This window comes from Halalkalibacter suaedae, assembly GCF_017939705.1.
Lineage (GTDB): Bacteria > Bacillota > Bacilli > Bacillales > Bacillaceae_D > Halalkalibacter > Halalkalibacter suaedae.
The window spans coordinates 542354-561429 of the sequence record NZ_JAGKSQ010000001.1; the positions used below are offsets into that span (position 1 = coordinate 542354).

At 39.4% G+C, this 19076-nt stretch carries 12 protein-coding genes and 1 pseudogene; 1 reads left to right on the top strand and 12 read right to left on the bottom strand.

The window, feature by feature from the left end; translation table 11 throughout:
* The 12 genes and pseudogenes from J7W16_RS02650 to J7W16_RS02705 all read right to left on the bottom strand — a co-directional run bounded on the left by J7W16_RS02650 (position 1) and on the right by J7W16_RS02705 (position 16704).
* On the bottom strand, positions 1–990 hold the full coding sequence (locus J7W16_RS02650; RefSeq protein WP_210595601.1) for a LacI family DNA-binding transcriptional regulator: 990 nt from the start codon (positions 988–990) through the stop codon (positions 1–3).
* A 128-nt stretch (positions 991–1118) separates the two neighbouring features.
* The gene (locus J7W16_RS02655; protein ID WP_210595611.1) at positions 1119–1868 is read right to left on the bottom strand and encodes a response regulator transcription factor; all 750 of its coding nucleotides are present in this window, start codon (positions 1866–1868) and stop codon (positions 1119–1121) included.
* Complete coding sequence (locus tag J7W16_RS02660) at positions 1846–3630, bottom strand: sensor histidine kinase (protein ID WP_246879802.1); 1785 nt, start codon at positions 3628–3630, stop codon at positions 1846–1848. The genes J7W16_RS02655 and J7W16_RS02660 overlap by 23 nt, the downstream gene beginning before the upstream one ends.
* A gap of 273 nt (positions 3631–3903) precedes the next feature.
* On the bottom strand, positions 3904–5214 hold the full coding sequence (locus J7W16_RS02665) for an ABC transporter substrate-binding protein (protein WP_210595615.1): 1311 nt from the start codon (positions 5212–5214) through the stop codon (positions 3904–3906).
* A gap of 92 nt (positions 5215–5306) precedes the next feature.
* The gene (locus J7W16_RS02670; protein WP_210595617.1) at positions 5307–6134 is read right to left on the bottom strand and encodes a carbohydrate ABC transporter permease; all 828 of its coding nucleotides are present in this window, start codon (positions 6132–6134) and stop codon (positions 5307–5309) included.
* Positions 6134–7000, bottom strand: coding sequence for a carbohydrate ABC transporter permease (locus tag J7W16_RS02675; protein ID WP_210595914.1), 867 nt, complete (start codon positions 6998–7000; stop codon positions 6134–6136). The genes J7W16_RS02670 and J7W16_RS02675 overlap by 1 nt, the downstream gene beginning before the upstream one ends.
* A 681-nt stretch (positions 7001–7681) precedes the next feature.
* Positions 7682–9484 (bottom strand): methyl-accepting chemotaxis protein, encoded by a 1803-nt coding sequence (locus J7W16_RS02680; protein ID WP_210595619.1) that lies wholly within the window; start codon positions 9482–9484, stop codon positions 7682–7684.
* Between the two features lie 112 nt (positions 9485–9596).
* Complete coding sequence (locus tag J7W16_RS02685) at positions 9597–11258, bottom strand: glycoside hydrolase family 13 protein (RefSeq protein ID WP_210595621.1); 1662 nt, start codon at positions 11256–11258, stop codon at positions 9597–9599.
* Between the two features lie 350 nt (positions 11259–11608).
* A pseudogene (locus J7W16_RS02690) lies at positions 11609–12634 on the bottom strand (LacI family DNA-binding transcriptional regulator).
* A 361-nt stretch (positions 12635–12995) separates the two neighbouring features.
* A complete protein-coding gene (locus tag J7W16_RS02695) occupies positions 12996–13838 on the bottom strand; it encodes a sugar ABC transporter permease (RefSeq protein WP_210595623.1) in 843 nt (280 codons plus the stop codon).
* A complete protein-coding gene (locus J7W16_RS02700; RefSeq protein ID WP_210595625.1) occupies positions 13838–15145 on the bottom strand; it encodes a sugar ABC transporter permease in 1308 nt (435 codons plus the stop codon). Before J7W16_RS02700 ends, J7W16_RS02695 begins: the two co-directional genes overlap by 1 nt.
* Positions 15146–15423: 278 nt before the next feature.
* Positions 15424–16704: an extracellular solute-binding protein gene (locus tag J7W16_RS02705; protein ID WP_210595626.1), complete on the bottom strand. Its 1281-nt coding sequence runs from the start codon at positions 16702–16704 to the stop codon at positions 15424–15426.
* A 548-nt stretch (positions 16705–17252) separates the two neighbouring features.
* Between J7W16_RS02705 and J7W16_RS02710 the strand changes: the two genes are divergently transcribed.
* Positions 17253–19013 carry a glycoside hydrolase family 13 protein gene (locus J7W16_RS02710; protein WP_210595628.1) on the top strand — a complete coding sequence of 587 codons (1761 nt, stop codon included), beginning with the start codon at positions 17253–17255 and terminating at the stop codon, positions 19011–19013.
* The last annotated feature ends 63 nt before the right edge of the window (positions 19014–19076 follow it).

A 19076-nucleotide genomic window follows, 5' to 3' on the forward strand; every position in this document is an offset into this window, starting at 1 on the left:
TTAAACAGATTCTCTACTAATGACTTGTATCGGTAATTCTATAATCTGTCTTGCCTCGTTCATATTCGGATTCGCTAGCATTGCTAGCATTAGTTCCATTGTTTTCATGCCCATATCCCGTGTCGGTTGACGTATCGTTGTTAACGAAGGTTCAAGCAACTCGGCAATCGGCTGATCATCAAAGCCGATAACAGCAAGCTCGTTAGGTATTCGTATTTTGTGATTTTTTGCTTCTCTTATAATGCCAGCAGCAACTTCATCGCTACCTGTAAATATCGCAGAAGGACGATGGTCCATCTCAACAAGCTTTCTCAAAAGGGTCTTGCCACATTCAATACTGTAAAGATCCCTAAATAGCCATTTTTCATTGACGACAAGTCCTGATTCAGCTAATGCCTTTCTAAATCCTTGCTCACGATCAATTCCAAGTTCGCTCGATGTGCCGCCACAATAGGCAATTTCTTTATGTCCTTTTTCAATTAAATGGCGTGTTCCTAAATAACTACCCTTCACTTGATCTAGACGGACAATCGGAACAGTCGCTTCAGACATATATTCATTACACAATATCATCGGACCATATGTTTTGAAGGAATCAATCGTTGCCCAATCATTTTCAATTGCTGTGAAAATCAAGCCATCAACCTGCTTTGTTAGCAATAAATTTAAGAAGCTGAGCTCCTTCTCTTTATCATGGTGTGTTTGACAAATAAGTAATTGAAATCCGTACTTGACTGCAATCATTTCTAATCCCTCAATCAAAAATGGAAAGAAAGGATTTGTTAGTCTTGGTACGAGCACTGCAATTGTATCCGTCTTTTGTGTACGCAGTCGTTGAGCTGATGAATTGGGATAGTACTCTAATTGCTTCATTGCCTCATAGACAAGTCGCTTCTTCTCATCTGTTACATATGGATGGTTATTGAGCACTCTTGATACAGTTGATCTCGATAACCCTGCTAATTTAGCGACGTCTTCTATCGTTGCCATCAGGCCCTCCTTTGCTATAAAAATCACAAAAAGTTGAAAACGCTTTCTATACTATTACGCAGTTTAATTTTAATCTATAACAGAAACATCTTCAATACCTTTTGTGATTAATTTTCCTTTTGATTTATTTAGTTTTTTGTTTTCAGTCGGTATTCCTTTGGAGTCATCCCTTCCATCTTTTTGAAGACCTTGATGAAATATTTATCATTTTGGTATCCGACTGCCTCTGCAATCTCGACATTCCTTAAGGAAGAATGCTCTAGTAATTCCTTCGCTTTCTCAATTCGGATATTCGTTAAATAGTCGGTAATGGTTTCATTAAATTCCTGTTTAAACCGACGCGAAATATACTCCCTGCTTAAGAAAAACAGTTCGGCAATCTCCTGTAACTTGATATCCTTTTGATAGTTGGCACGTATATATTCCTCAATCAAATGCACGGTGTCCTTTTCCTTTTGCTGAACGTTCAAAAGGGAATCTGGGATCTCATCTGAAGTATGATATTCCCTTTTCCACTCTGTTACAGCACGAAGTAGTGTTTCATTCATTTCACCAGGATTAATTGGCTTTAAAAGATAGTCGAAGCCTCCATAGGTAATCGCCTTTTTCGTATACTGAAAATCGCCATGGCCACTGACAACAATCGTCTTCGCCTGAAGGTTGGAGTTGTGAATCCATTTCAAAAGCTCGACTCCGTCACATCTAGGCATTCGCATATCTGTAAATATGATTTCTGGTTGATGCTCTGAAATTAGTTGCATTGCTTCATTCCCATCACTTGCCTCAAGGATCGTTTCAATCCCGACCTTTTCCCATTCAGCGAGTAGCAATAAACCTTCGCGAACATGCTGCTCGTCATCCACGATAATCGCTTTCATGTATCTCACCCTCCATCTCTAGCGGAAGCTCCATCGTAACCAGTAAGCCCCCATTCGTATGATTTTCCAGCTTAAACAAGGCTTTGCCTGCATAATAAAGATTTAAGCGAGCATAGACATTTCTAAGTCCAATGTTCGAACCATAATCACCTAAATGACGATCAGCCTTCAGATGCTGATCGATTTGTTGAAGACGCTCAACGCTTACTCCAGGTCCATTATCATGAATGGTCACGAGTAAACAACGATCACTTCTTTTACAGGTAAGGTTCACTTTTCCGATTCCATCACGTGAGTCAAACCCATGCTTAAAATAATTTTCAATAATTGGTTGCAGGATCATTTTCGGTACATGAATATCAAGTGCAGCTTCATCAATATCGATGACAAATTCAAGCTGATCACCAAACCGCTGTTTTTGAAGGAGCATATATGCCTTTGTATAATTGACTTCCTTTACTAACGGAACAATATCCTCCTCCATATTCATGCTATACCTCATAATCTGTGAAAGATCAGTGAGCGAAGAGTAGATTTCTGGCACCTTGCTTTTTAACGCCATCGTTCCAATCGACTGCAATGTATTATATAAGAAATGGGGATTAACTTGTGAATGAAGCACCTTTAGCTGATTTGTTTTGTTTTCCAGCTCAAGCTTGTATTCCCTATTAATAAGTTGATTTATCTTTTCAATCATCGACTTAAATCGGTCACCTAAAAGACCAATCTCATCATTTCCTAATGAACGAAATTGTACTTTCATATTTCCTTTTTCAACCTGCTTAATATTTTGAACAAGTACCCGGAGCGGTGACGTGATTCTAAATGAGACAAAGAAGGTAGCGAGAACGACTAGAGCTAAGCCAACAACGCCAAAAAAGATATTAATCATAACAACACTATAAGCACTCTCGTATAATGTCGTGTTCGGTATTCGCTTGACTAAGATCCAGCTTCCCGCTGCCTCAGAAACCGTATCATAGACCATAACCCCATCAAAGGCTTGATCCGTCCAGGCAATCGTTCCACTTTCCTCTTCTGACTCTAGTAGTCTGTCCTTCCAGCCTAGCTCCTCTTGCCCATTAAACCCAATATCTGATTGATAAATAAATTGACCATCTTGATTTAATATATAGAATTCCTCGGATTCGCCGTGGTAGAGAAATCGGCTCAATTCATTTATTTTATTTGGACGAACCTCTAAAGAAACATAGGCAAGAATTCGGTCTGATGGCACATCTCGAAAAGCACGATGAATGGTAAAACGATTGAATTCATTTAATGGCTCAATATAAAGATTCGCTGGATTTTCACTCGCTCTTTTATAGGATCGAATTTGCTTTAGGTCAACAAGCTCTGAATAGAATATAGCGGAACGTTTTGAAACCGTTAACATTTCTTGGTGCTTTACAATTGACATCGACGCCCTGTAGACACTTTCTTCGCTATATAAAAGTGAATGCATCACATTATGAACAACCCCTCGTGAGACGTAATCCCCAATCTGATCTCTTCTAAGATAGTTCATAAACTCTGGGTTGCTATAAAACGAAAAAGTAAAATGATTTAGATCTCGCAAATAGCTTTCCATATTAATCTTCCCCTGATAAAGAAGATTAACATTTTCCTGAATCGATTGGTCCCTTAACGATTCTTTCGTATAAAGATAAGTAACGATAATTGACGTACCAAATGGGATGATCGTAATTAATAATAATAGGACAATTAGCTTATTTCGAATATTATTTTTAAACACGATCATACCCCCAATCTCATACATCTAGTATACGTCAGCAAGCTTCATCCGTATAGAAAAGGTTGATCAAAAATAGCTTCGATCATCGCCACTGTAAAAGTCCTTTTTTGCAGATTCAAGGAAGCCGCAATGGCTCCACTCGCTGCACGCCTGCTATGAGAAAGCCACCCATAGCAAGGCTTAAGACAATGCAGCGGTTTCGCTCATTGCTTAAAGGCCACTGCAAAAGTAAAAATCATACCTTTTGCAGTGGCCTTTTCTGATCAACCTTTCTCACTGTTATTTTAAATTATCCCATGTTGCTTGGAATTTCTCTAAAACTTCTTCGTATTCAATTTGACCTGCAACGTATTCTTGAATAGCTGCTGCAAAATCTTGGTTTGCTCCATCAGGCCATCTGAACCATGTCCATGGAATTGTCTTATCCTCAACAGAGTACTCTAAAATCGACTCTCCCAAAGCTCCTAAGCCAGTAGGTTCGATATTATCAAATGCCGGAATGAAGGCAAATTCCTCTGTCATATAACGCTGTCCTGTTTCAGATGAAACCATCCAATCTAGTAATAGCTTCGCTTCTTCAAGATTTTCAGAGTTTTTGTTTAATGCCCAGTTATTCGGTACTCCAACTGGAATACGGTTTGCACCTTCAGCATCATTAATTGGAATTGGCAGGAACGCCATATTCATTTCTGGATTGATTTCATAGATCATGTTTTCAGTCCAGTTTCCTTGTTGAAGCATTGCTGTCTCACCAGATGCAAATAACGTAACTTGCGTGTTGTAGTCTGTAGTTAAAGGATTTGGATTACCATATTTAATTTCCGTATCAATTAAAGTCTGGAATTCTTCAAACTGCTTGTTGCCAATAAATGATTCAGTACCAGCACTTAATCCTTCAATGAACGCAACCGGATCTTCTTGTTGAGCAAAAGGAATGTTCAATAAATGCTGTCCAATAACCCACCATTCAGCATAGCCAGCAGCAAATGCTGTAATGCCATTTTCCTCAAGCTTCTTAACTGCGTCTTGTAATTCACTCATATTCGTTGGCGGCTCTGTAATCCCCGCTTTTTCAAACAAATCTTTATTATAAACAAAACCATAGCCTTCAAGATTTACAGGCATACCATATAGTTTGCCGTCCTCATCTGTCATTGGTACTTTACCAATTGGTAAAAGGTTTTCAACCCATGGCTCTTCAGAAAGATCTGCTAAATGCTCTTTCCATAGACCTAATTCATTAAAACCACCATTATTGAAAATATCAGGTTTTTCACCAGAAGCAAATTTCGCTTTTAATGCAGCACCGTAATCTGCTCCACCACCAACTGTTTCTAAATTCACTTTAATATTTGGATGCTCTGCTTCAAATTCTTTTAACATTTCTTGAAGCTGATCTGCAATTTCGACTTTAAATTGAAAGAAATTCAATGTGACTACTTCCTCGTCACCTGATGCAGCATCTGTCGTCTCTTCACCAGTATCAACTTCTTCATCCGTTTCTGTGCCACCGGTATCATCGGACGAACACGCCGCTACAATCGTAACAGCAAAAACCATTGTTAAGAAAAGAAAGAATAAACGTTTCATTGCAATTGCCTCCTCATATCCCCTAATTTTATCTTACTATATTTATTTTTGTAGCATGAAAGCTACAAAATGGTTAACAAATTTGGTACGTGCTATTTAATCGATCCTGCAGCAATTCCTTTAATAATATGCTTCTGCAGAAATAGGAAGAAAATAACGATTGGCGTAATCCCAAGGACAAGCGCTGCCAGACCCATATCCCACTGCTTCGTATATTGTGCAAAAAACGAGCTCGTCGCGAGTGGAATCGTTCGTAATGATGCATCCTGAAGTACTAGTAGTGGCAGGAGATAATCATTCCAAATCCAGAGCGTGTTCAGTATGACAACGGTTACAGTTATCGGCTTTAATAATGGAAACACAATTCTCCAAAAGACACCAAACTGTGTACACCCATCAATCCGAGCTGATTCCTCGACTTCCACTGGCACTGTCTTAACAAAGCCATGAAAAAGGAAGAGAGAAAGCGGAACACCAAAACCAAAATACATGATGATAATACCTGGAATGCTGTTCATGATCCCTAGCATTCCACCAAGTTTCACAAGTGGAATCATGACCGTCTGGAACGGAATTACCATTGCTGCAACGAAGCAGATAAAAAGAATCTTGCTGAAGTTCCCTGGTGTACGAACCATCTTCCAAGCAGCCATTGAGCTAATAACAACAAGCCCTATATTACTTAATGCCGTAATAATAAAGGAATTCCAAAATGCCTTCGGAAATTCTAAGATTTCCCACACCTTGACATAGTTAGAAAACAACCATTCAGTCGGCAGTGCTGCAGCATCCATTAAGATTTCAGAGAAACTCTTTAAGGAGTTTGCAATGACAAAGTAAAATGGAACAAGAAACAGAATAGCTAGCAAGATGGCAAATATCTCTAAAACAAAGGTTCGTTTCGTATATTTTTTTCTCATTATGCTTCAACCTCCCTTTTCTTCGTAAACATCACTTGGAGGGTCGTAAAGATTGCTACGACTAAGAAGAATAAGATCGACTTAGCTGAGCCTAGCCCGTAATTATTGTTCGTAAAGGCTTCCTGATAAATATTAATGGCAACAGATTGGGTCGAATTAAACGGCCCACCTCCAGTTAATGAAAGATTCAAATCAAAAATCTTGAAGGCCATCGAAATCGTTAAGAAGAAACAAATCGTGAACGCCGGTAATATCAATGGAATAATCATTTTTGTTAACAACGTAAATGCGTTGGCTCCATCAATTCTCGCTGCCTCTAGCAACGATGTATCGACACCCTGTAATGCCGCAACATAAATGACCATCATATATCCACTAATCTGCCAAGCGAAAACAATAACAATTCCCCAAAATGCTGTATTCGCATCTCCAAGCCATGCTTGCTGGAAGAAGGCAATTCCTGTTATCTCACCTATTGCCGCAAATCCTCTAACGAAGATAAACTGCCAGATGAACCCGAGTAACAAGCCACCAATCACATTCGGAATAAAGAAAGCCGTTCGCAAAAGATTTCTCGTTTTCAGAGCTGAGTTTAATAGTAATGCAAAGGAAAATCCGATAATATTGCTAATTGCTACAGCCGCAAACATAAATTTCGTTGTAAATAAGAAGGAATCAAAGAATTTCTCATCATCTGTGAAAATCTTTTTATAATTATCTAGTCCAACCCATTCAATTGTTGAACTAATCCCATTCCAGGATGTAAAGGAATAATACACACCCATAACAAACGGAATAATTTGAATGAGAATAAAAAAGAAAAGGGCTGGCCCGACAAAGCCGGCATAGGACAAAATCTTCTTCATTTTCGCCTTCGTTCGTGTCTCATGCTTCGTCTTTGTGACCGTTGTTACTTTTGTCGTTTCAAGTCTACTCACGTTGTGTTCACCACCCTGTTTGTAATCGCTTTCATAAACTTATTATAAAGGGCTTCAACATCAATAAACACCGACTCAATTGACTAAAAAGGTACACTCTCGTGACCAACAAAATCGACTCAGTCGCTTTTGTTGGTCACTGGAGTGGTTCCATTGCTTTAAAGCCTACTGCTGAAACGGTCATGTATAAATAAAAAAAACCAAAAAGTGCACACTTTTTGGTTCTTTTATCTAATGATGTTTTAACTGCAGAAAGACAGAGAATTCGGCTTGCATCCAATGCAAGTAAACCTGAATAGGACCCGCTATCCCCCTGCTCTTAACCTCTCAAATTTTCTTTACGGACATCTATTCCGTTAATCAGCATAAAAAACAAAAAATCAGGAGGTTACGGACATTTAATCCGTTATTTAGTGATATAACCGTCAATTTTCAAAGATTTATATGAAATAACGGATCATATGTCCGCAAAAAATGAAAATAGGAGCTTTTTTCGAAAATAACGGATCATATGTCCGTTAAAACCCTGACATGCACCTCAGGCATCAAGCATCACAGCTATTACCATTTGCTCAAATCACTCTCACACCACCTGATTCCACACACTAACTAACCAACAAAACGCTCCTCTTGGTTTTGTAGCTTAACAGCAAGTGCTGAAAGCTGTTCAACTGAACGTTGGAGTGTTTCAGTTGCATGGATTTGCGATTCTGAGATTTGTTTAATTGAAGATATACTATCCTCACTAACATTGGCTTGCTCTGCTAGTACATTAATTGAGCTAACAATTTCTAGCGTTCCACTTGAGATCTCTTCCATCGTGCTCGTCACCTCAAATACTTGTGTACGCATTTTTTCACTTTGTGAGGACACTTCTTTAAACTGACTTGACGTTGTTTGTGAAAGATCCTTCGTTTGTTGGATTGATTGATAGAGCTCATTAAAGCCATCAAGTGAACTTGTGACATTCTCAGTGATTTGCTTTAATTGCTTAGCAATTTCATCAGAGAAGGCGTTCGTCTGCTGTGATAGCTTTTGAACCTCTTCTGCGACGACTTTAAAGCCATTCCCATGCACTCCCGCACGAGCCGCTTCAATAGAGGCATTGATCGCAAGTAGATTCGTTTGACTTGAAATGCTGAAAATATGCTTCATAAACCCTTGAATCACACTCGTATTTTCTTTGACGCTCTCAAGCTGTTTTTGGAAGAAGTCCATTAAAGTTGATACATGATCAATGTTTTGTTCTGTTTGATCAATATAATCGGTTCCTTTAGTGGCATGGGCATTCATTGTCTCCATACCCTTCTTTAATTCCTCTAACGAGTGATGAATCTCAACCGTACTTGCCGATGATTGCTCTGTTACCGCTGAAATCGACATCGCATTTTGCTGTTGAATTTGAACGAGTTCCTGCTGCCTCAAAACAACCTCTTCCATTTCAACATTCTTCTGACCTAATTGCTCTCGTTCACTCCCAATTTCCTTAGCGGCTTCGATGATTTCATGACTAATCAATTTGGTTTCAGTTAGATTCTCCTCGATTTTCACCCTCATTTTTTCTAAAGAGGTTTGCAACTCGCCAATTTCATCAAAGCGTGTTGTTTTTCTCGATTCAGAAAACTCACCTTTTTCATATTGCTTCATTTGTGACTTTAGCTGTGACACACCCTTGTTTAAATCACGGGCAAAGACAATCATGAAAACAGCTGGAATTGCTAGTAAAAGAATAATCAACATCAGTGTTCTTGACGTACTCAAGTTCAGTGTCTCTGTCACTTCTGAATTATTCGCTTCGGTAATTTCTCTTAAATGAAGAGTTATATTTTCATCGATTCTTGATAAATGTGATTCAATTGGCGTTATGACTGGTGAAATACTCCCAGTAACAAGCTCGTCCCAATTTGACTGATAGCTTAGAAAATAATCTTGATGTAGCTGCTGCAATGTTTCTCGCGACTCCTCGATTTGAGCGATGTAGGGTTCTAAGCCCTCATCATTTAGAAAGTTCTTCGCTCCCTCCCAATTGGAGGCGTTTTCAAAAATACGAGTAATGTTTTTGCTCTTCTGATCTGAATACCCTGTTGCCATCATATCGTATTGGATGGAAATCACACGTTGTAAATCATTCATCACAAGACGGTACTCCTCTTCAATCGCTATGTACTCATTGGCCTGATTAATCGTTGTGTCAATTTTGTTATTAATAGAAAATAAATAGAAAATGGCAATAATCGATACAACTACTAATAAACTGATCATCAGACTCATTTTTCTCAAAGTCGTACCTAAAAGGAGCTTCTTCCATTTAAATGACTTCTCTAGATTAGTATTCTCTTTGCTTTTTGACCTTTTAACTCGCATCGGAATGGCTAATTTCCTTCGTTCCTTCTTCCCCTTACTTCCCCACATGTCTCTAACCCCTCTCAATCAATATGCACATATACACAATAAACCACAGCTACTCCGCTACCATTCTTCCTGCAGTTAGCTGCGGTTTATTGAGATAGATTTAGTTGCTGTATTACTTTACTTTGTACACTCTTGCTTCAAAAGGTTTTAACGTCCACTCACTCGCTGATTCCACTTCGTCCACTTGATAGTTGTTTAATAGTAGCTCACTATTTTCAACAAAGGCAGGAACAGTGATTTCTGTTTCCTCAGCAAATAAATTAGCAATGATCAGCATTTTTTCATTACCGTCTGTTCTCGTATATGCGTAAACCTTTTCATGGTTTTCTAGAATAAGCTCATAGCTACCATATACTAGCACTGGGTTTTCTTTTCTTAATTTGATCATTTTCTTATAGTAATGATAGATAGAATCCGGGTCTGCCATTGACTCTTCAACATTAATGTCTGTGTAGTTAGGGTTTGTCTTTAACCAAGGGGTGCCAGTTGTGAAGCCAGCATTGGCTTCTGTGTTCCACTGCATTGGCGTTCTTGAGTTATCACGACCATTTTTCCAGATGACTGCCATCACTTCTTCATGAGTCTTGCCTTCCTCAAGTTCGTTGCGGTAAAGGTTCTTAATTGCAACATCATTGTAGTCCTCGATCGAATCGAATTGAACATTTGTCATCCCGATCTCTTGACCCTGATAAATAAATGGTGTTCCTTGCATGAGGAAATACATCGTTGCAAGAGCTTTTGCCGATGCATCTCGGTACTCTTCACTATTACCCCATGTCGAAACAGAGCGTGGCTGATCATGGTTTTCTAAAAACAAAGCGTTCCAGCCCATGCCATCTAGCCCTTCCTGCCATTTCGTAAACGTTTCTTTTAATGCGGCAAGATCTAGGCCACCTTCTGCACTTTTCCCCCAAAGGTCTAAATGCTCAAATTGAAAGATCATATTGAAACAGCCGTCTTTTTCGCCAACCCAGTCCTCTGCCTGTTCAAGCTTGACGCCATTGGCTTCACCAACAGTCATGATGTCATACTTATCAAAGGTCTCACGTTTAAGCTCCTCAAGAAAGACGTGAATTCCTTCACGATTCATATGACCTTCAAATGATGGTACATACTTCTTCTTATCTGGGTTAGGCATATCAGGAAAACCAGGAACCTTTTTAATATGCGAGATTGCATCAACACGGAAACCATCGATTCCTTTGTCTAGCCACCAATTAATCATTTCATATAGATCTGCTCGTACTGCAGGGTTTTCCCAGTTCAGATCTGGTTGTTTACGAGAAAAGACATGCATGAAGTACTCCGCTGTTTCTTCATCATATTCCCAAGCAGAACCACCGAAAATTGATTCCCAGTTGTTTGGCTCCTTACCGTTCTTACCTGGATCCCAAATATAGTAATCACGATATGGGTTATCCTTAGACGCTCTTGATTCAATAAACCAAGGGTGCTCATCAGACGTATGATTAATAACTAGATCAAGAATTAGTTTCATTCCACGTTGATGGACTTCCTCTAAAAGCAGGTCAAAATCAGCCATCGTTCCGAAATCTTCCATAATTCCTTTGTAGTCACTAATATCGTAACCGTTATCATCATTTGGCGAGCTATAGATAGGACAGATCCAAATCACATCAATCCCTAAGTTCTTTAAGTAATCTAATTTCGAGATAATCCCCTGAATATCACCGATCCCGTCACCATTTGAATCCATAAAACTGCGCGGATATATTTGATAAGCGATCGCTTCTTTCCACCACTTCTTCTCCATGTAACATCCTCCTTGTCTCTTATAAAAATAGCATAATTTCGCCATTTGTGCAATCGCTTGCATTAACTTTGCATAAAATGTTTTTAACCTTTCTATTTCTCTTTTGAACAGTTAAGTATATGTGTTGATTATAGAAAAAGAGGATATCTAAGAAAATTAATTTAGAATCACTAATCAGACCAATACCCTTCCTTATTTTACCCCTTTTTACCAGTGAATCATTCACTGCAATCCTGTAGAATTTCTCCCCTTCGTTTGCTCAATGAAGGAGAATTCCATCTTGAACAGAGCACACGTAAAAGCCACTGAAATAGGGACAATCCATCCTTTTTCAGCGGCCTTTAACTTGATTATATTAACTTTCTACATGTTTGCCTCTTAATCAGGCGATGAGGAATAATAACCTTACGATCCTCTAATGTCGGATCGTAAATCTTTTTAATTAAACACTCCGTTGCTCTAAAACCTAAATCATAAATATGAATATCAACTGTCGTCATCGGTGGTGAAGATAACTCAGAAATCATCACATTGTTAAAACTAACAATCGAGATATCCTCAGGCACTTTTACACCCATATCATCAAGCATCCGCAGGACACCAAACGTCATAATATCATCAGCGACAACAAGGGCTGTCGGTGGTTGTTCATTAGACATCAGCTCAATTACCGCATCCTATCCACCTTCTTTTACTTCTTCATGATGCACCATATAATCTTTGCTAACAGGAATATTGGCGTTGGTCAAGGCTTGTTCATAGCCTTTCATATGGTCAATTGTGACAACATAATCAAGGTTTCCACCGATAAAGCCAATTCGCTCATGACCAAGCAGGATCAAATACTCGGTTACCGTTTTCGCTGCTTTGAAATTATCATTATTGACATATGTCACTTGTCCTTCTTCAATATCATTCGGTCTTCCAATTAAGACAAATGGAAAGCCTTGCTCAATTAAAAACGGCATAACCTGGTCATCAACTCTAGAGTAAAGAAGCAAAATACCATCAACCCGACCACCATAAACCATATGCTTCACTTCTTCAAGAATCTCTTCCTCTGTCTGACCTGTCGAAAGGTATAAGCCATAGCCTTCTTGATAGGCTTTCATGCTTATGCCTCTAATAACCTCAGGGAAGAAGGGGTTCTGAAAGGCAATCTTTGCTGTATTCGGCATGACAATACCTAATGTATTTGTACTTTTATTCGCAAGACTTCTCGCATTTAAATTAGGATGATACCCTAATTCCTTCATTGCTTCTCTCACGCGCTCTTTCGTCTTTTCGCTAATTCGTGAGCTATTTGCAATAACACGAGATACCGTAGACGGTGCTACATCAGCACGCTTCGCAACATCTTTTATCGTTACCGCCATCGGTATCCACCTCCTCCATATCCATTCCACTCTATTTTAACGATTGAAACCGCTTAAAACAAACTAAATTTTACATAAATTCACAGAATACTAAAAGAAAAGAAAGAGGCTAGGACAAAAGTGATTTAACTAATAGAAAATCCGAACAATAAAGGTGGCGGACGTAAACCGCTCCTGAAATATACTACGCTTTCCGCGGGAAGCCGGTGAGCCTCCTCGTCTTCGACTGTGGGGTCTCACCTTTGGCTTTTTGATCCCGCAGGAGTCTACGTATATTTCATCCGCTACGTGATTGCTTTGTTCGGTATCTCTATTAGACACTTTAGTTATGTCCTAGCCTCTTCGCATCTTCAATTAGAGATTATCCTTTTGTTGCACCAGCTGTTAAACCAGTGACAAGGTAACGTTGAAGTGCTAAGAAAATAATCGAAATCGGAATGGCAATTAAGATCGCACCAGCCGCGAATCGGGTAAAATTATTAGCGAATTGATCATTAACAAAGTTGAACAAACCAAGTGCTAATGTGAAATTCTCCGGACTTCTTAAAATAATACGTGGCAGGATGAAATCCATGAATGGTGTCATGAAATTAAATAGGGCAACTACAGCTAGAATTGGTTTAGCAAGCGGAAGCATAATCGTAAAGAAAATACGGAAATGTCCAGCTCCATCAATTTTCGCTGATTCATCTAACTCACGTGGAATCGTATCAAAATATCCCTTAACTAAGAATGCATTCATCGGAATCGATGCACCGACATAGATAATGATTAATCCAGTTAATGTGTCTAATAGGTTGATTGTGTTTAGTAAAATGTACAAAGCAACCATCGCCATTAATACTGGGAACATTTGAAGTAGTAAGAATGCATATAAACCATTTGTTCTACCAATGAAACGGTAGCGTGAAAATGAATAGGCTGTTAATGAAATAAATAACACAGAAAAGAATGATGTTGCTGTTGCAACGATTAATGTGTTTTTATACCATGTTAAATAGTCACTTCGCGGATCCGTAAAGAGCCATTGATAATGAACAAACGACCAATTCTCAGGAATCATTTTTGCACCATACAGACTAGTACCCGGATTTAGGGAAAGCCCGATCGTCCATAGTAATGGATAGGCAATAATGACAAACATGACTGCAAGAATGGCATAAATCCCGATTACTTCTAAGTTGCTTTTTGTTTTACGAGTCATTAGATTTTCCCCTCCTCTTTAAAGGAACGTGTGCGACGGAATTGGAAGAATGCAAATGTTGCTACCATCAATCCAATAATAATTGAAATCGCCGCGGCCATATTAAAGTTCTGTGTTTCAAAGGTTAATCCATATACCCAAGAAATGAGGATATCGGTACCCCCTGCATTTTGACCACGAACTGCCGGTCCACCTTGATTAAATAGATAAATGATATTGAAGTTATTAAAGTTAAACGAGTATTGCATAATCAGTAGTGGTGCTGTCGCAAACATAACATGTGGGAATGTAATGTTGCGGAATTTCTGCCAGCGCGAAGCCCCGTCCATATCTGCTGCTTCATACCAATCAGAAGAAATACTTTGCAGGATCCCTGTGAATAATGCGAAGACAAATGGGAATCCAAGCCATACTTGAATCATGATCAATGCTACTTTTGCATAGAACGGATCAGTCATCCATGGCAATCCTGTACCGAGTAACGGTGTTAAAATATCACGGTTAATTGCACCGAAGTTGTCATTGAATAAGGCAGCGAAAATCAGGATTGTTACAAAACCTGGTACCGCCCAAGGCAAGATTAATACTGTACGAATTAGTTTCTTGAACTTGATTCGTGGATCGTTAACAAGAATCGCTAAGAATAACGCTAGAACAATTTGCAAAGTCGTTGCAACGAATGTCCACACTAACGTCCAAACTAGTACCGTCAAGAACGTATCTCTCCAGATTGGAACGGTTGCTAGTGAAGCGAAGTTATCAAAGCCAACCCAATTTAGTAGATTTTTCGGTGGTGCATTATATAAATTGTAGTCTGTAAATGCTAGGAAGAACATGAATAGCAATGGGAAGACAACAACAAATATAAGCAAGAATAGTCCTGGACCAACGAGTAAATAAGGGAAACCCTTATCCCACGCATTACGGAATCCTTCACGTATGTCTGGGTTCTGCCAACCTTCTTGTATTCTCTTTGCGTCCTTATATGCATCGAATAGATTGGCTACATAAAATGTCAGAGCAAAAGATGTTAGAATCAAAGCCATGATGCCTTGAGATAGTAGTACACGCGAGTCATCTAAGCGAGGGATTTCCCCCAACGTAAATAAACCCCAAAACCCAATATTTAAGAAATTAAAGAAAATAGTTATAAAAGCAGCAAAGAGAATAAATAAGATTGAACCTTTTATATAACGACGGTTATAGATTTGCCCCGCTCCTGGAATGATGGAAAGGAGTGTTGCCGTCTTTGGATTATGTTGTTTTTGTTGCTGCACACGATTGGATGTTTCTTGCTTGTTTTCCATGTCAGCTTCCTCCTGCCTAAAGATTGGACAAAGACCGGGACAAAAAGGTTTGAAGAAAATCCGAACAAAAGGGGGGTGACGTAAGGACACCGCTCCTGAAATACACTTCGCTTTCCGCGGGAAGCCGGTGAGCCTCCTCGGCTTCGCCTGTGGGGTCTCACCTTTGGCTTTTGCATCCCGCAGGAGCCTACGTGTATTTCATCCGCTAAGGGATTATTTTGTTTAGAATTTTAGTCAGACACTTTAGATATGTCCCAGCCTCATCCTAGAAAGTGGTCTTATTGACCAGCCTTTGATAATTCAATTTGTTCTTTGATTTGATCAACAGCTTCATTTAAAACAGCTTCAGGATCATCACCTTGAGAGATGAACTCAAGAGCTTCAGCCATTGGATCCCAAACTTGAGACATTTCAGGGATGTTAGGCATTGCAACAGCATGTTCTGCTTGTGCTAAAATACCGTTACGCAATTCATCATCAAGCTCAACATCAGAACGAGCAGGTAGCTCACCAGCTGTTTCGAAGTACGTTAAGCTGCTTTCAGCGTTTGTAACAAATAGTGCTAAATCTGTTGCCCAGAATTTCTCATCACTATATTCTGAAACTAACCAACCTTTTACACCTGAGAATGAATTTAATGGCTCACCATTCATTGTCGGTAATGTCGCAACTGCTAGCTTATCACCAAGAGCTGCTTGATAATCTGGAATACTCCAAGGACCTGTTACAACTGCTCCAACTTTTCCATCTTGGAACAATCCGTTCATAACGTCACCAGTAATTCCGTTTGGTACATATCCTTCAGTGAACCATGATTGAATTAATTCTGCCCCTTTAACCGTTTCCTCCGTAGCCAAACCGATATCATCGGATTGAAGAGCACCATCAGCGTCTGTACCAAACACATAACCACCTTCAGCAGTTAGGAAAGGATAAGTGAAGTAGAAATTTGTTGCTTCCATTAAGAAGCCATACTCATCTTGACCAGCATTTGTTAAGTTAGCTGCGATTTCCATTAACTCTTCCATTGTTTCTGGAGCTTCTGGAACTAAATCAGTATTATAGAAAAGACCGTAAGTTTCAATAACTGCCGGAACACCATATAATCCACCTTCATACGAGAACGCATCAAGTGTACCTTCTGGATATCCTTGTAGCTGTTCTTCTGTTAGCTCAAGCTCTGCAGCTAACCCTTGTAAGTACACATCACCTAAACGATCATGTGGTTGGAAGAAAATATCCGGACCACTACCAGATGGACCATCTAATGATAATGCTTCTGTTTGATCTAACATTGAGAAAGGAACTAGCTCAACTTCAATTCCAGTTTCTTCTGTGTATTTTGCAGTAATAGCCTCATACGCATCAATCTGAGACTCTTCATCATTTACCCACATTGTTAATTGTTCTGGCTTCGCAGGCTCTTCGCCTTCAGCAACCGGTTCTGCTGCATTTTCTTCTGGTGCTACTTCCTCATCACGCTGCGGTCCACATGCAGCAAGCATCAAAGCAAGTGTGATGAATAAAACTAAAGTTAATAACGCTTTCTTTTTAAACATTCTGTACGCCCCCTAAAATTTATAATTTTTTACTAATTACTGGTGATTAAGCTTAGGTTTTCCCTTTTTTTCACCTCCATACCACATTTTAGAAATGAGCTATTTAGCGAAAAGTGGGCAACCGTTTGCATGAATCGTTTTAAAAAAATGCCCCGCTCGCTCATTTGCTGTGAAAACGGTTGCACTTGATTAATTTCATTATACTTGCCCATATCTCTGTTGACAATACCTTTTTTAAAAAAAGTTTGTTTTTTTATTTCATTTCCTTTTTAACTAGTATTTCGTCAATTTGTGCAAACGCTTGACACTGTGTTTCATGGTTTAGTATCTTTGTCTTAATGTAACTACTAATGCTTTAAAATCCAAATTAAATAGAGGCTAGGACAGTGTTTGAAATAAATGAAAACCCCAACAACTTTGGTTAGCGTAAGGAGGCCGCTCCTGAAATATACTTCGCTAATTAATTGTTCTCTGCGGAATTTCAGTCAGGCACTTTATGTCCTCGCCTCTTTATTTGTAGCATACTATTCTCAAAGGAGTGTTGCACAATGTTAAAAGAAGCCATGTATCACAGGCCTAAAAATGAATTTGCGTATGCAATTGATGAACAGACTCTACATATTAGAGTAAAGACGAAAAGGAATGATGTTGAACAAGCCCATTTGATTTATGGGGATCCTTATGATTACAACCTTGAGGAAAAGTGCTGGATTTCTCAAAAAAAAGAAATGACCTTTAATGGAAGTGACGGCCTACATGATTACTGGCTTGTGGCGGTCACGCCTGAGCATCGCCGGCTTCGTTATGGCTTTCAATTGATAAGTGGAAATGAAACACTCTTCTACACAGAAAAGGGCTTTTATGAAAAAGAACCGAATGACGCTGGCTTCTTTTTCTGCTTTCCATACTTAAATAAGAAAGATGTTTTCACACCACCACAGTGGGTGAATGAAACGGTCTGGTATCAAATCTTCCCTGAACGATTTGCAAATGGGGATTCCTCAATCGATCCAGAAGGAACGCTAGCATGGGGAAGTACCGAACCAACACCAAAGAATTTCTTTGGCGGTGACTTTCAAGGAGTAATCGATCATTTAGACTACTTAGAAAAGCTTGGCATTACAGGCTTGTATTTCACCCCTATCTTCAAAGCATATTCAAATCATAAATACGATACGATCGATTACATGGAGATCGATCCACAATTCGGTGACAAAGAAACATTTAAAGAACTCGTCAACAAATGCCATGAACGAGGGATTCGCGTCATGCTTGATGCTGTCTTTAATCATAGTGGATTCTATTTTCCACAATTCCAAGATGTGATCGAAAAAGGCGAGCAATCACAATATAAGGAATGGTTCCATATTCACAGCTTCCCGCTGAAAACAGAAGAACCAGCGAATTACGATACATTCGCCTACGTACCAGCAATGCCAAAGCTTAACACCGAGCACCCTGACGTGAAGACCTATCTCCTAGATGTCGCACGTTACTGGATCGAGGAATTCGATATTGACGGCTGGCGCCTAGATGTCGCCAACGAAGTCGATCATGCTTTCTGGAGAGACTTCCGTGCCACCGTCAAAAAAGCAAAACCAGACGCCTACATCCTAGGTGAAATCTGGCACGACTCAATGCCATGGCTCCAAGGCGACCAATTCGACGCTGTTATGAACTACCCATTAACAACAGCGATTACCGAATACTTTGCAAAAGACAATATCAGTGCAACCGAATTTGTCCAAGCCGTCACGTCTGTCACAAATATGTACCCAGAAACCGTGAACAATGTTCAGTTTAATTTGCTAGGAAGTCACGACACCCCACGAATACTTACATTAAGTGGTGAGAATAAAGAAAAGGTCAAGCTGCAAATGCTTGTTCAGTTCACAATGGCAGGAACACCTTGTATCTATTACGGTGATGAAATCGCGATGACAGGTGGACAGGATCCTGGTTGTCGTAAGTGCATGGAATGGGACGAAGAGAAGCAAGATCAGGATATGTTTGCGTTTGTACAGAAGCTGATTTCGTTGCGTAAGGAGTATAAAGGATTGCGGATGAACGATGGTTTTGGGTTTATTGAAGGCTTTGAGAATGAGGAGGTAATTGGATATAGGAAAAAGGATGAGGCAAACGAGTACTTGGTTTTGATAAATAGTAGTGAGGACAAGAAGACTGTTGATTTGCCGACGGCGTTTGTTAACAGGAAAGTGGTTGATTTGTGGATAAGTGAGGAACGAACTTTAGCTGAAACGATTGATGTTGAGGCTGGTGGGTTTTATTTATTAGCTTTGAATGATTAACTTGAGGTAACCAATATATAATTGGACTCTATATGGAGCAATAAGTTACGCTCAATACTATAA

Bases quoted from the DNA above. Each gene is read 5' to 3' on its own strand.
- J7W16_RS02650 (WP_210595601.1), bottom strand. From the start codon at position 990: ATGGCAACGATAGAAGACGTCGCTAAATTAGCAGGGTTATCGAGATCA.
- J7W16_RS02655 (WP_210595611.1), bottom strand. From the start codon at position 1,868: ATGAAAGCGATTATCGTGGATGACGAGCAGCATGTTCGCGAAGGTTTA.
- J7W16_RS02660 (WP_246879802.1), bottom strand. From the start codon at position 3,630: ATGATCGTGTTTAAAAATAATATTCGAAATAAGCTAATTGTCCTATTA.
- J7W16_RS02665 (WP_210595615.1), bottom strand. From the start codon at position 5,214: ATGAAACGTTTATTCTTTCTTTTCTTAACAATGGTTTTTGCTGTTACG.
- J7W16_RS02670 (WP_210595617.1), bottom strand. From the start codon at position 6,134: ATGAGAAAAAAATATACGAAACGAACCTTTGTTTTAGAGATATTTGCC.
- J7W16_RS02675 (WP_210595914.1), bottom strand. From the start codon at position 7,000: ATGAAGAAGATTTTGTCCTATGCCGGCTTTGTCGGGCCAGCCCTTTTC.
- J7W16_RS02680 (WP_210595619.1), bottom strand. From the start codon at position 9,484: ATGTGGGGAAGTAAGGGGAAGAAGGAACGAAGGAAATTAGCCATTCCG.
- J7W16_RS02685 (WP_210595621.1), bottom strand. From the start codon at position 11,258: ATGGAGAAGAAGTGGTGGAAAGAAGCGATCGCTTATCAAATATATCCG.
- J7W16_RS02695 (WP_210595623.1), bottom strand. From the start codon at position 13,838: ATGACTCGTAAAACAAAAAGCAACTTAGAAGTAATCGGGATTTATGCC.
- J7W16_RS02700 (WP_210595625.1), bottom strand. From the start codon at position 15,145: ATGGAAAACAAGCAAGAAACATCCAATCGTGTGCAGCAACAAAAACAA.
- J7W16_RS02705 (WP_210595626.1), bottom strand. From the start codon at position 16,704: ATGTTTAAAAAGAAAGCGTTATTAACTTTAGTTTTATTCATCACACTT.
- J7W16_RS02710 (WP_210595628.1), top strand. From the start codon at position 17,253: ATGTTAAAAGAAGCCATGTATCACAGGCCTAAAAATGAATTTGCGTAT.